The organism is Lutaonella thermophila (assembly GCF_055387725.1).
Map to the genome: position 1 here is coordinate 1,225,179 of NZ_AP043783.1, position 13,329 is coordinate 1,238,507.

11 protein-coding genes and 1 other RNA gene are annotated in these 13,329 nt (G+C 34.8%); 8 read left to right on the forward strand and 4 right to left on the reverse strand.

Annotated elements, in window-relative coordinates:
- The first annotated feature begins 22 nt into the window (after positions 1–22).
- Positions 23–178: a hypothetical protein gene (locus tag ACZ5CF_RS05655; protein ID WP_464578163.1), complete on the forward strand. Its 156-nt coding sequence runs from the start codon at positions 23–25 to the stop codon at positions 176–178.
- 122 nt (positions 179–300) lie between these two features.
- On the opposite strand, the gene ssrA is transcribed toward ACZ5CF_RS05655, so the two are convergent.
- Positions 301–700: a transfer-messenger RNA gene (gene ssrA / locus ACZ5CF_RS05660) on the reverse strand.
- Positions 701–909: 209 nt separating this feature from the next.
- On the opposite strand from ssrA, the gene ACZ5CF_RS05665 reads away from it, so the two are divergent.
- Together ACZ5CF_RS05665 and ACZ5CF_RS05670 are read left to right on the forward strand one after the other, a co-directional pair.
- The gene (locus ACZ5CF_RS05665; RefSeq protein WP_464578164.1) at positions 910–2,115 is read left to right on the forward strand and encodes an NAD(P)-dependent oxidoreductase; all 1,206 of its coding nucleotides are present in this window, start codon (positions 910–912) and stop codon (positions 2,113–2,115) included.
- Positions 2,116–2,120: 5 nt separating this feature from the next.
- Positions 2,121–2,468, forward strand: a complete 348-nt coding sequence (locus ACZ5CF_RS05670) for a DUF1801 domain-containing protein (protein WP_464578165.1) — start codon at positions 2,121–2,123, stop codon at positions 2,466–2,468.
- A gap of 13 nt (positions 2,469–2,481) precedes the next feature.
- Here the strand turns inward: ACZ5CF_RS05670 and kdsA are convergent, their stop codons facing one another.
- On the reverse strand, positions 2,482–3,303 hold the full coding sequence (kdsA, locus tag ACZ5CF_RS05675) for a 3-deoxy-8-phosphooctulonate synthase (RefSeq protein ID WP_464578166.1): 822 nt from the start codon (positions 3,301–3,303) through the stop codon (positions 2,482–2,484).
- A gap of 84 nt (positions 3,304–3,387) precedes the next feature.
- Here kdsA and typA point away from each other — a divergent pair, with 84 nt between their 5' ends.
- Positions 3,388–5,190, forward strand: a complete 1,803-nt coding sequence (gene typA / locus ACZ5CF_RS05680) for a translational GTPase TypA (RefSeq protein ID WP_464578167.1) — start codon at positions 3,388–3,390, stop codon at positions 5,188–5,190.
- A gap of 40 nt (positions 5,191–5,230) precedes the next feature.
- Here typA and ACZ5CF_RS05685 read toward each other — a convergent pair whose 3' ends face one another.
- Positions 5,231–5,647: a hypothetical protein gene (locus ACZ5CF_RS05685; RefSeq protein WP_464578168.1), complete on the reverse strand. Its 417-nt coding sequence runs from the start codon at positions 5,645–5,647 to the stop codon at positions 5,231–5,233.
- 100 nt (positions 5,648–5,747) lie between these two features.
- On the opposite strand from ACZ5CF_RS05685, the gene ACZ5CF_RS05690 reads away from it, so the two are divergent.
- Entirely contained in the window at positions 5,748–5,981 is a 234-nt protein-coding gene (locus ACZ5CF_RS05690) for a uroporphyrinogen decarboxylase (protein ID WP_464578170.1), read from the forward strand.
- A 3-nt stretch (positions 5,982–5,984) separates the two neighbouring features.
- Here ACZ5CF_RS05690 and ACZ5CF_RS05695 read toward each other — a convergent pair whose 3' ends face one another.
- On the reverse strand, positions 5,985–6,668 hold the full coding sequence (locus tag ACZ5CF_RS05695; RefSeq protein WP_464578171.1) for a cell division ATP-binding protein FtsE: 684 nt from the start codon (positions 6,666–6,668) through the stop codon (positions 5,985–5,987).
- A 155-nt stretch (positions 6,669–6,823) separates the two neighbouring features.
- On the opposite strand from ACZ5CF_RS05695, the gene ACZ5CF_RS05700 reads away from it, so the two are divergent.
- From ACZ5CF_RS05700 to ACZ5CF_RS05710, 3 genes are all read left to right on the forward strand, one after another.
- Positions 6,824–9,847, forward strand: a complete 3,024-nt coding sequence (locus ACZ5CF_RS05700; RefSeq protein ID WP_464578173.1) for a tetratricopeptide repeat protein — start codon at positions 6,824–6,826, stop codon at positions 9,845–9,847.
- A 33-nt stretch (positions 9,848–9,880) separates the two neighbouring features.
- Positions 9,881–11,611, forward strand: coding sequence for a TonB-dependent receptor (locus ACZ5CF_RS05705; protein ID WP_464578174.1), 1,731 nt, complete (start codon positions 9,881–9,883; stop codon positions 11,609–11,611).
- Positions 11,612–11,695: 84 nt separating this feature from the next.
- Complete coding sequence (locus ACZ5CF_RS05710; RefSeq protein ID WP_464578175.1) at positions 11,696–13,312, forward strand: amidohydrolase; 1,617 nt, start codon at positions 11,696–11,698, stop codon at positions 13,310–13,312.
- Positions 13,313–13,329: the final 17 nt, after the last annotated feature.

Below are 13,329 nucleotides of genomic sequence, written 5' to 3' on the forward strand. Positions count from 1 at the left end.
CAATCTGTAATACTATTTTATTATGATAAAGAGTAACACTATACATATGGGGGCACAAGTACAAGAAGACAATCCGTATTTTATTCTATTCATGAAAACCTTAGTAGGCATACTGCTAGTAGTATTGGGCGCTATTTTGGTTTTTGGTTTAATAGAATTAGTTAAACTCATATTTTAGCGGATTCTAAATACCACATAATTGCTAACGTATATGTTACGTTACAATAAATTTTTTGCCTTTTTTATAACTGGTAAAAACAAAAAACCTCAGCACAATTTATAAATTGTGCTGAGGTTTTTTAGTGGAGTCGGAGGGATTCGAACCCTCGTCCAAACAAGCAACTGCAATGCTTTCTACATGCTTAGTTTTCGTTTAATTTTCGTCGTACAGCTGGCCGAAAACTACCTACTGCACGCTTAGCTTCTTAACGTTTTAAAATCGTGCCGAAGCTACACGATTTCTATGTTGACTTTTATGGTGCCTCTTATCGAATCGCCGTCAACAAGGGCTATTCAGAGACATCTTGCTTTCCCGCCTTGCGGGACTAGGCCAGAACCTACTATACTTCGGTTAATTAGGCAGCAAGAGCGTAGTTATTCTCGCCATTTAAAAGTGTGAAATAGATATTAACGAGCATTAATTTCATAGCTCGGCATGCTTACATCACAATTGGTCTCGCTGTCAAAACCAGTCGACCCCAATATTTCAATGAACCATTTTTTGGGCGTTTCGCTTTGCATTGCAAAGCGCCGGGCTTTACGCTATATCTTACAAAGTAAGGATGACGCTTCAATCCCTAACGCAAGCTACAAAGGTACTTCAAAAATTATTCCAAAAAAAGTCTTGTAACACTGCTGTTCAAGATGTACTTTTGAAAACTCTTATAATTAACCTAAAACGTGGTATTTATGAAATTTGGCTTGATTAAAGAAAGAAAGAATCCACCAGATAGAAGAGTAGTTTTTTCTCCAGAGGCCTGCCAAACTGTCTTAAAAAAATTCCCTAAAGCACAAATAAAAGTAGAACCTTCTAATATTAGAGTTTTTACAGATAAAGAGTATGAAGATGCAGGTATTACAGTAACTTCAGATTTATCAGATTGCGATGTACTTTTAGGTGTAAAAGAGGTTCCAATTAATTCGCTTATACCTAATAAAAAATATTTTTTCTTCAGTCATACCATAAAAAAGCAACCCTATAACAGAGAATTATTAAGAGCAATTTTAGATAAGAATATAGAGCTCTACGACCACGAAGTAATAACCAACGCTAATGGTAAAAGATTAGTAGCCTTTGGTAGGTATGCCGGTATTGTAGGTGCATACAATGGGGTTAGAGCGTATGGATTAAAATTTGATTTGTTTGAGCTTCCAAAAGCCGAAACACTACCAAATCAGCAAGCGTTAATAGATGCCTTAAACAGAATAAAACTACCTAATATAAAAATCTTGCTAACCGGAAAAGGAAGAGTAGGGGGTGGCGCTAAAGAAATGTTGGATGCCATGAATCTAAAACAAGTTTCGGTATCTGAATATTTAAAAAGTAAGTTTAATGAGCCTGTGTATTGCCAAATAGATGTATTAGATTATAATAAACGTAAAGACGAAGGTAAAGCTACTAAACAAGATTTTTATAACAATCCGCATTTATATGAGTCTAATTTTATGCGTTTTGCTAAAGTAACCGACTTTTACATAGCCGGACATTTTTACGGAGAAGGAGCTCCGTACTTGTACACCAGAGAAGATGCAAAATCTCCTGATTTTAATATAAAAGTAGTAGCAGATGTGAGTGCAGATATAGACGGTCCTGTGGCAACAACCATTAGAGCATCTACAATAGCAGACCCCATTTATGGGTACGACCCTATAACTGAGAAAGAAGTGGCTTACAAAAACCCGAATGCTATTGCTGTAATGGCAGTAGATAATTTACCTTGCGAATTACCCAGAGATGCTAGTGTAGGTTTTGGAGAGATGTTTATAAAGCATGTAATTCCGGCTTTTTATAATGATGATAAAGACGGTATTTTAGAGCGTGCTTTAATGACTAAAAATGGTAAGCTTACGCCGAGGTATGCCTATCTACAGAATTATGTAGACGGTAAAGAATAATTAAAGTGAATCCTGCAGAGCAATACATAGTAAACCAACCGGAACCTTACCGTTCTATTTTATTGTATCTACAAGCTGTTATAGAGAAAACGGTTCCGGAAGTTGAGTTAAAATACAAGTATCAAATACCGTTTTATTATATATTCGGAAAGCCTTTTTGCTATTTTAATGCCAGTCATAAAAAGCAATATGTAGATGTAGGCTTTTGGCAAGGGCAAAACATAAACATTCACCAAGAGTATTTGGTAAAAGAAAATAGAAAAATGATAGTCTCTTTGCGTTATAAATCTTTAGAAGATATAAATAAAGAGGTTTTAGTAGACGTGCTATTATTTGCTAAAAATCTCTACTAAAACCTCTAACTCTTTAAGTTAAACTATTTATAGTTTTTCTAATTTCTACCAGATTGTGCAGCAGTCTCTCCAAATGATCTAAATGAAGCATGTTTGCTCCATCACTTTTAGCATTGGCAGGATCAAAATGAGTTTCCATAAACAATCCATCAACTCCAACAGCAATACCGGCTCTTGCCACAGTTTCTATTAACTCGGGTTTACCTCCGGTAACACCACTAGATTGGTTTGGTTGTTGTAAAGAGTGTGTAACATCTAACACGGTAGGTGCATATTGTTTCATAACAGGAATACCTCTAAAATCTACAATCAGATCTTGATAGCCAAACATAGTACCCCTGTCTGTAATCCATGCGTTTTGGTTACCAGAATCATGTACTTTTTTTACAGCATACTTCATACTCTCAGGGCTCATAAATTGGCCTTTTTTAAGGTTTACCGTCTTCCCGGTTTTAGCAGCAGCAACAACCAAATCGGTTTGCCTTACTAAAAAAGCAGGAATCTGTAACACATCTACATATTGTGCTGCTTTTTCTGCATCGCTAACTTCATGTATATCAGTAACTGTTGGGACATTAAAAGTTTCAGAAACTTTACGTAAAATTTTAAGCGCTTTTTCATCTCCAATACCGGTAAAACTATCTATTCTGCTTCGGTTAGCTTTTTTAAAGCTTCCTTTAAAAATGTAAGGTATTTTAAGCTTATCGGTAATTTCTACAACTTTTTCGGCAATTCGTAAAGCCATATCTTCGCCTTCTATAGCGCAAGGTCCTGCAAGTAAAAAGAAATTGCCGGAAGTTGTGTGTTTTATGTTTGGTAAGTGTTCTAAATTCATACTTAAATAATTTAAGTTGCAAAGATACAGTTAAAATAAACAATTAAACGTACCTTTGCCCCGCCAAAAAATAAGGCCATTTATATGAATATTAAAAACATAGCTATTATTGCCCACGTAGACCACGGTAAGACTACGTTGGTAGATAAAATTTTACATCATTGTCAGTTATTTAGAGACAACCAAGATACCGGAGAGTTAATTTTAGATAATAATGATTTAGAAAGAGAACGCGGAATTACAATCCTCTCTAAAAATGTAGCAGTAACTTATAAAGACACTAAAATTAATATAATAGATACTCCGGGGCACGCCGATTTTGGAGGAGAAGTAGAGCGTGTTTTAAACATGGCAGATGGAGTACTATTATTGGTTGATGCGTTTGAGGGGCCTATGCCACAAACCCGCTTTGTGTTAGGAAAAGCAATTAGCATGGGTTTAAAGCCAATTGTAGTTATAAATAAGGTAGATAAAGAAAACTGTACCCCGGATGAGGTTCATGAGGCTGTTTTTGATTTAATGTTTGAGCTTGGTGCAGAAGAGTGGCAGTTAGATTTCCCTACAGTATATGGTTCGGCTAAGCAAAACTGGATGAGTGACGACTGGAAAAACCCAACCAACTCTATCGCTCCACTTTTAGATATGGTAATAAAGCACATACCTTCTCCTAAAATAACCGAAGGAACAACCCAAATGCTTATTACCTCATTAGACTACTCTTCTTTTACAGGCCGTATTGCTATTGGAAGACTTCAGCGTGGAGTTCTAAAAGCCGGTAGCAATGTGAGTTTAGTAAAAAGAGACGGACAAGTAGTTAAAAGTAAAATAAAAGAATTACACTTATTTGATGGGCTTGGCAAGAAGAAGGTAGATGAAGTTACTGCCGGAGATATTTGTGCAGTTAGCGGGCTTGAAGGTTTTGAAATTGGTGATACTATTGCAGACTTTGAAAACCCGGAGGCGTTGCCTACGATTGCTATAGATGAACCAACAATGAGTATGCTTTTTACCATTAACGATTCTCCCTTTTTTGGGAAAGATGGTAAATATGTAACCTCAAGACATATTAAAGAGCGCTTAGAACGAGAGTTAGAAAAAAACTTAGCGCTTAGAGTAGAAGAAACAGATAGTGCCGATAAATTTATGGTGTATGGTAGAGGCGTACTACATCTTTCTGTTTTAATAGAAACCATGCGACGTGAAGGGTACGAACTTCAAATAGGTCAACCTCAGGTTATTATAAAAGAGATAGATGGGGTTAAATGTGAACCTATTGAAGAATTAACCATAGATTTACCTGAAGAAGTTTCAGGAAAAGCCGTAGAAATGGTAACCCTCCGAAAAGGCGAAATGTTAAGCATGGAGCCAAAAGGAGAACGTATGCTAATTACTTTCCATATTCCCTCAAGAGGAATTATTGGCTTAAGAAATCAATTGCTAACCGCTACTGCCGGAGAGGCAATAATGAATCATAGATTTTTAGAATACCAACCTTACAAAGGAGATATCCCCGGTAGAACAAATGGCTCATTAATTGCCATGGAAAAAGGAGTAGCAATACCGTATTCTTTAGATAAGCTTCAGGAACGAGGTAAGTTTTTTATAGAACCCGGAGAAGAAATTTATACAGGACAAGTTATTGGTGAAAACTCACGAAGTGATGACATGGTTGTTAATGTTACTAAAACCAAAAAATTAACCAATATTCGTTCTGCCGGTGCAGATGATAAAGTTAAACTGGCACCGCCAATAAAGTTTACCTTAGAAGAAGCCTTAGAGTATATTCAAAAAGATGAATATGTTGAAGTTACCCCAAAAGCAATTCGGTTACGTAAAATTTATTTAGATGAAAACGAACGTAAACGAATGGAAAAATCAATAGGGTAACTATTTAGAATATAAAAGGGGTTAGCGTAATGCTAGCCCTTTATTTTTTTGAAGGTTCAACATAATAATCTATAGAATTTAGTGAGTGTCCGGGCTCAATAAAGTCTAAAATTAAGGTAATGAGCTTACCAAAAGCGGTAAGCGTATTTTTTTGCTGATTTTTTCCTAAAACGCTAGAAATAGTTTCATCTCTATTGCCAAATTTATAACCATTACTTTTTATCCAAATGGCGTTTAATAAGTGTTGCATAATTACATTCCCAAGCTGGTCTATAGAAATTGCAATTTGTAAACAATAATCACCAACACCTACTACAAATCTGGTAAAAATGCTGTGCAATATTCCGTAAACAAATCCTAAAGGAACAGTTACTATAAATAAAAATATAGAAATTAAGAAGAGTAGAACTCCAATAAACGGACTCGCTTTTTTGTCTTTAGGTTTCTCTATAATCATAACATGAATTTTAATAAAGATAGCTATTTGTTATAGATGCCTAAAGCACATTTTTTTTGAATTTGAATTAAAAAATACAGTATAATTGCAAAAAAAACATATGGAATTTTTAGGAGTATCTGTAACAGAATGGATTGGCTATGCAGCTTCTGTAGGAGTATTGCTTTCTTTTTTAATGAAAGATATAGTAAAGCTAAGAACCGTTAACATGATTGGTTGTGCTTTGTTTGTAGCGTATGGTTTTTTGTTAGATATTTCGTGGCCGGTAGTGATTACAAACTTCGCAATATTAGTAGTAAACGGCTACTACTTGTTAACAAGTAATAAGGCTTAGTTTTTAAACGTTCTTCTGAACCACTTCAAAAACTTTACTACCATCACATTTAAGAGTTTTAGAAGGAAATTTTAAGATAAGCGCATAATCGTGGGTGGCCATCAAAATGGTTCGCCCGCTTTTGTTTATTTCTTGTAAAACGTGCATAACTTCTACACTGGTTTGAGGGTCTAAATTTCCTGTTGGCTCGTCGGCTAAAATTAACTCAGGGTCATTTAATAAAGCTCTTGCAATGGCTACACGTTGTTGTTCTCCACCGGATAATTCGTGAGGGTATTTAAATCCTTTGGTTTTCATACCAACTTTATCTAAAACCTCATCTATTTTCTGGTTTATTTTTGTTTTGTCTTTCCATCCGGTAGCTTTTAAAACAAATAATAAATTGTCTTTTACCGTTCTGTCCGGAAGTAGTTTAAAATCTTGAAAAACAATACCCAGTTTTCTGCGCAAAAAAGGAATATCTTTTTCTTTTAAGGTTTTTAAGTTAAAACCAACAATATTACCAGAACCTTGTTTTAAAGGCAAATCGCCATAAAGCGTTTTCATAAAACTACTTTTTCCGCTTCCGGTTTTACCAATTAAATAAACAAATTCTCCTTTTTTTATGGTTAGGTTTATTTCGCTTAAAACCAAGTTTTCTTGCTGAAAAATAGCAACATCGTTAAGTTCAAGAATGGTTTCTTCCATAGGTTTAAAAATAGAACATAAAAGTAAGAAGTTAAATGCTTTTTAAAAATGTAAAACGTTAATAAGTTGTTAATCCTTTTTTCACAATATAATTAACTGTAAAAAGCTTCGTTATATCTTTGATTACACAACACTATTTTGAAAATTACGGGGTTATGTTCATAAAATCATTAATGGCAACAATTGCCATATTCTTCATGTATTGCAGTTTAGCTGCACAAGAGTCAGAAATTTACACCCATAAACTTAAAAATTATCAAGAGGCTTTAGCACTTTATAACAATAAACAGTATCAGGCAGCGCAAGCTATATTTAGTAAAGTAAAACAACAAACCAATGATTTAGAAACAGAGGCTAATTGTGCATATTACATTGCTAATTGCGCTGTGAGACTAAACCAAATTGGTGCAGATAAGTTAATGGAATCGTTTGTAGAAAGGTATCCTACCAGCACCAAAAGAAACTCTGCATTTATAGATGTAGCCGATTATTATTTTGAAAGCGGAAAGTATGCGCATGCTTTAAAATGGTATAAAAAGGTTGATGAAACAAACTTGAGCAGCGCAGAGCAAGATCGTTTTAATTTTAATATGGGGTATGCTTTGTTCAGCAGCAAAAAACATAAGGATGCAGAGCGCTACTTTAATAAAGTGGTAAATTCACAGAAGTATGGTTCGAAAGCAAAATATTATATAGGGTATATTGCGTATCAGAGTGATGATTTTGAAGAAGCTTCGGAGTATTTTGACCAGATTTCAGACCAAGAGGAATTAAACGAGAAGCTTTCGTACTATCAAGCAGACATGAATTTTAAGCTGGGTAATTTTAAAAAAGCAATTTCTTTAGCTAAAGAGCAGTTGCCCAAAGCAGATAGAAAAGAAATCTCAGAGCTTCATAAAATAATAGGAGAGAGCCATTTTAATTTACAAGAATACGAGCAAGCTATTCCGCATTTAACACAATACAAAGGTAAACGTGGTAAGTGGAGCAATACAGATTATTACCAATTAGGATATGCTTATTATAAGCAAGAAGATTTTGAAAATGCTATAAATCAATTCAACAAAATAATAGATGCTAATAATGCTGTGGCACAAAATGCATATTATCATTTAGCAGAATGTTATTTAAAATTAAACAAAAAACAAGAGGCGTTAAATGCATTTAAGAATGCATCGCAAATGGATTATAATGCTCAAATTAAACAAGATGCGTTATTAAATTATGGCAGATTGAGTTATGATATAGGTAATCCATACGAAAGTGCATCGGGGGTTCTACTATCTTACTTAGAGCAATATCCCGATTCTCAATATAATCAAGAAGTTCAAGAGCTTTTAGTTGATTCTTACATTACTTCTAAAAACTATGAAGCTGCTTTAAATCTTTTAGAAAACAACAGAAGTTACAGTAACAAGACTACTTACCAAAAAGTAGCTTTTTATAGAGGAGTAGAATTATTTAATGAAGGAAAATACCAAGAATCAGCCTCTTTTTTTGAACGCGCTATGAACGCACAACAAGATGCAGTTTACACTGCAAGAGCAACTTTTTGGCATGCAGAAACGCAATACTTACTTAACAATTTTAACGATGCTTTAGTGGGGTTTAAGTTGTTTGCTAATAGTGCTATGGCATCTAGCACCCCAGAGTACAAAAACATTAACTATCATTTGGCATATACTTATTTTAAAACAAAAGAGTATGGTCAAGCTGCTAATTATTTTGATGCTTACGTTAAGCAGCCAAATACAGATACAGAAAGGCTTAATGATGCTTATTTACGTTTAGGAGACAGCTATTTTGTAACCAGTAAATATTGGCCGGCAATGGAAGCTTACAACAAAGCAATTGCAATGAATGGACCGGATACTGATTACGCACATTATCAAAAAGCTATTAGCTATGGTTTTGTAAACCGAAGAAATCAAAAAATAGAAACCTTAGAAAAATTTATTGCAAGCTATCCTAATTCTAAACTGCGTGATGATGCTTTATACGAGTTAGGAAACACATACATAAACGACAACAAAACGCAAAAAGGACAGGAAGCATATAATATGCTTATTCAAAATTACAGAATGAGTTCGTATGTGCCTAAAGCGCTATTAAAACAAGGTTTAATTTATTACAACTCCGGTCAAAATAATGATGCTATTGCAAAATTTAAAGATTTGGTAAATCGTTTTCCTAATTCAGAAGAAGCTATACAAGCAGTTTCTACGGCCAAGCTTATTTATGTAGAAGAAGGTAAAGTTGATGAGTATGCTGCTTGGGTTAACCAGTTAGATTTTGTTGATATATCTGAAAACGAATTAGAAGTAGCTACATATGAATCTGCAGAACGCCAGTATGTAGAGGGCAATACCAATGCAGCAATTAAAGGATTCGCAAATTATATTAATCAGTTTCCTAATGGTACTTATGCGTTAAAGGCAAACTTTTACTTAGCGCAATTATATTACAATAACCAGCAGCCTAATAAAGCTGTAATGCATTACAATTATGTAGTAGCAAAAGAACGCAATGAATTTACCGAGCAAGCTTTAGCAAGGCTTAGTCAACTTTATTTAAATCAAAAAAACTATCCGGAGGCAATTCCATTGTTAAAACGTTTAGAGTTAGAGGCAGATTATGCTCAAAATGTAACGTTTGCCCAATCTAATTTAATGAAAGCGTATTACGAGCTTAAAAATTACCAAGAAACTATTGCTTATGCAGAGAAAGTACTGGAAATATCTAAAATAGATAATCGAATTAAGAGTGATGCTCATGTAATGATTGCCAGAGCTGCAATGCAAACCGGAAATGAAAGTAGAGCTAAAGAGGCATACGCCCAAGTACAGAAAATTGCAACAGGATCTTTAGCAGCCGAAGCACTTTATTTTGATGCCTATTTTAAACATAAAGAGGGAGCATTTGAAGCTTCAAACCAAGTAGTGCAAAAATTAGCTAAAGATTATGCTTCTCATAAATTTTACGGAGCAAAAGGTCTTATAATTATGGCAAAGAATTTTTATGCTTTAGACGATGCTTTTCAGGCAACTTACATCCTGGAAAATGTTACTAAAAACTTTACCGAATTTCCGGAAATTGTTCAAGAGGCGCAAAATGAGCTTGCTGTAATAAAGTCTCAAGAAGCCAAACGAAACTCATCGGTAGATACTAATAAAAATTAACCATCTGTAAACATTAACATAAAAGAGAACAGTATGTGTAAAAAAAATATAGGTTTAGTTGTATTGTTTTTTTCGGGCTTTTTATTGGCGGTAGCTCAAGAAAAAGAAAAAGATATCGGAACACAGGTGGTAAATGTAGTAAAGCCTTATACACCAACCATTTCTGATGCTTTTAAAATTAAAGAAATCCCATCTTTAGATGATTCGGTTACAACGCGCAAAAAAAATATAAAATATAGCATATTCTCTGTTCCCGTAGCTTCAACATTTACACCGGCAAAGGGTAAAGCACAAGTTGTTAAAAGAGCTCCTAAAGAGGTGCTTTATAACACATACGTATCGTTAGGTGTTGGAAATTATAGTTCTATTTTAGCCGATTTTTACACCAGCAGAGCTTTAAGCAGAAACGAAACATTTGATATTGGTTTAAATCATCATTCATCTCAGGGAGGGATTGCTCAAGTTAGCCTGGACGATTTTTTTTATAACTCTAAATTAGAGGCAGATTATACCAACCGAAGTAAAAACCTGGAATGGAGTGTAAACGGAGGATTTCAACACCAAATATATAACTGGTACGGCTTACCAATGCAAGTTTTCCCAGATGCATCTGCTTATCAAGCAAACGAAAAACAAGTGTATTACAATGCTTTTGCAGGGAGTAGCTTAGCCATAGAAGATGCCTTTTTTAAAGGAGGTGAAATTAATATCAGAAGATTTTGGGATAGATTAGATAGTCAAGAAAACAGGGTGGTTTTTGCTCCTGAAATGGAACTCCCAATTGGCGAAGAGCTTGTTCAATTAACTGTTAAAGCAGATTTTTTAGATGGTAATTTTGAGTCAGATTACTTAAACTCAAGTTCAATAGCCTACAGCTATTTGCAAATTGGAGCTTCACCAAGCTTAACAATTTTAAGAGACGATTTAACCGTAAAGCTCGGAGCAAATCTAATTTATGGGATGGATTTAGAGAATAACGAATCAGACTTTTACATATATCCCAACGTTACAGCATCGTATAGAGTAGTGAACGAGTATGTAATTGCATATGGTGGTATAGAGGGAACTTTGCAACAAAATAGTTATCATGGTTTTGCTTCAGAAAATCCATTTGTTTCTCCAACATTGCAAATAATTCCAACAGACAGGCAATACAATGCGTATGTGGGGCTTAAAGGTAAGCTTCATAAAAATGTAGGCTATAATTTAAAAGGCTCTTATATGGCAGAAAACAACAAAGCATTTTATGCGTTAAATCCGGTAAATAACACAGCAAACCCAAATGCCGGTTATGCATACGGGAATTCGTTTTCTGTATTATACGATGATGTTAAAACTATTTCGGTTTTTGGAGAATTAAGCGTAGATGTTAATAGAAACTTTACATTAAGAGCTAATGCAGAGGTTTTTGATTTTAATACAGAAAACCAACAAGAAGCATGGAATATGCCCACTTTAAAAGGATCATTGATAGCCGATTATCAAATAACAGATAAATGGTATATGGGGGCTACAATTTTTTACATAGGAGAACGCAAAGATTATTTTTATAGTTTAGAACCATTGTCTGTTACAACACCTCAAATTGTAAGTTTAGATGCTTATTTAGATGCGAATGCACATTTAGGCTATCGCTTTAATAATCAATTATCAGCCTTTGTAAAACTTAATAACATAGCAAACAACAAATATGCTCGATGGGCATTTTACAACGTTATGGGCTTTCAAGTAATGGCGGGAGCTACGTATAAGTTTGATTGGTAAAAAAAACATTTATTTCTTTGAAAATAAAGATTCTGTGAGAGCAGAATCTTTATTATTTTTACAACTTCACGTTAAAAATTAATCATGAGAAAAATTATATTCTTACTGCTGTTTTGTGTTATTGCATGCAGCAAAAAGCAAGAAGCAGATGTGTTAGTTGTAAATGCATTGGTATATACAGTTAATGAGAATTTTGACACAGCAGAATCTTTTGCTGTTAAAGATGGTAAATTTATAGCGGTAGGCACTACAGACGAAATTACATCCAACTATACTGCTCCGGAAGTTATAGATTTAGAAGGGCAACCGGTTTTCCCAGGATTTATAGATGCTCATTGTCATTTTTATGGTTTAGGAATGAACCAGCAAGTTGTAAATCTGGTTGGAACAAAAAGCTTTAATGAGGTAATTGAGCGTGTAGTAGCTTTTCAAAAAAATAAACCAAAAACATTTATTAGAGGCAGAGGATGGGATCAGAATGATTGGGAAGTTAAAACATTTCCAACCAAACATGCATTAGATTCTCTTTTTCCGGATACCCCGGTAGTTTTAGAAAGAATAGACGGACATGCTTATCTGGTAAATCAGAAAGCGTTAGATATGGCGGGCATAACAAAAGCTACTAAGATGGATGGTGGCGAAGTAGTTTTAAAAGGTGGTGAAGTTACAGGTGTTTTAGTAGATGCCCCTATGAGTTTGGTTGATGCAGTTATGCCAAAACCCACTCTGGCAACACAAGTAGAAGCATTAAAAACAGCTCAAAAACTTTGTTTTAGCAATGGGCTAACCACAGTAAACGATGCGGGGTTAAGCAAACAGGTTATTATGTTAATAGATAGCCTGCAAAAAAATAATGAGTTGGCAATGCGCGTATATGCAATGGTTAGTAACTCTCCCGAAAATTTAGATTATTTTCTAAACAGAGGTATAATAAAAACCAATAAACTTAACGTACGCTCGGTAAAAGTGTATGGCGATGGTGCTTTAGGATCTAGAGGAGCAGCATTAAAACAACCTTATTCAGACCATCCCAACCATTTTGGGGCTATGGTTACCAGTCCGGATGATATTGTAAATTTAGCAGAACGTATAGCAGCATCAGACTATCAAATGAACACACATGCTATTGGAGATTCGGCTAATATAGTTGTTCTAAAAGCGTATAAAAATGCTCTTAAAGGAACAACCGATAGGCGTTGGAAAATTGAGCATGCTCAAATAGTAGATATAGCCGATTTTGATTATTTTAAAGAAGGTATTATTCCTTCTGTTCAGCCAACACATGCTACAAGCGATATGTATTGGGCAGAAGACAGAGTAGGACCGCACAGAATTAAAGGAGCATATGCATTTAAAACACTGCTTAATAAAGCCGGTATAGTAGCTTTAGGCACCGACTTCCCGGTAGAACAAGTAAGCCCATTTTTAACTTTTTATGCTGCCGTGGCAAGGCAAGATACAACTGGCTTCCCTGAGGGTGGATTTTTGCCAAACGAGAAACTTAGCAGAGAAGAAGCGCTTAAAGGGATGACCATCTGGGCTGCTTATTCAAATTTTGAAGAAAACAAAAAAGGGAGTATTGAGCCCGGTAAGTTTGCAGATTTTATAGTGCTTAACAAAGATATTATGAAAATTCCTTACCAAGATATTCCTAAAACGCAAGTGCTTAGAACTTATTTAGACGGTAAGCGAGTATGGTAAAAAAAAACAAAACCCTG

Bases quoted from the DNA above. Each gene is read 5' to 3' on its own strand.
- ACZ5CF_RS05700 (WP_464578173.1), top strand. From the start codon at position 6,824: ATGTTCATAAAATCATTAATGGCAACAATTGCCATATTCTTCATGTAT.
- ACZ5CF_RS05710 (WP_464578175.1), top strand. From the start codon at position 11,696: ATGAGAAAAATTATATTCTTACTGCTGTTTTGTGTTATTGCATGCAGC.
- ACZ5CF_RS05655 (WP_464578163.1), top strand. From the start codon at position 23: ATGATAAAGAGTAACACTATACATATGGGGGCACAAGTACAAGAAGAC.
- ACZ5CF_RS05695 (WP_464578171.1), bottom strand. From the start codon at position 6,668: ATGGAAGAAACCATTCTTGAACTTAACGATGTTGCTATTTTTCAGCAA.
- kdsA (WP_464578166.1), bottom strand. From the start codon at position 3,303: ATGAATTTAGAACACTTACCAAACATAAAACACACAACTTCCGGCAAT.
- ACZ5CF_RS05705 (WP_464578174.1), top strand. From the start codon at position 9,881: ATGTGTAAAAAAAATATAGGTTTAGTTGTATTGTTTTTTTCGGGCTTT.
- ACZ5CF_RS05665 (WP_464578164.1), top strand. From the start codon at position 910: ATGAAATTTGGCTTGATTAAAGAAAGAAAGAATCCACCAGATAGAAGA.
- typA (WP_464578167.1), top strand. From the start codon at position 3,388: ATGAATATTAAAAACATAGCTATTATTGCCCACGTAGACCACGGTAAG.
- ACZ5CF_RS05685 (WP_464578168.1), bottom strand. From the start codon at position 5,647: ATGATTATAGAGAAACCTAAAGACAAAAAAGCGAGTCCGTTTATTGGA.
- ACZ5CF_RS05690 (WP_464578170.1), top strand. From the start codon at position 5,748: ATGGAATTTTTAGGAGTATCTGTAACAGAATGGATTGGCTATGCAGCT.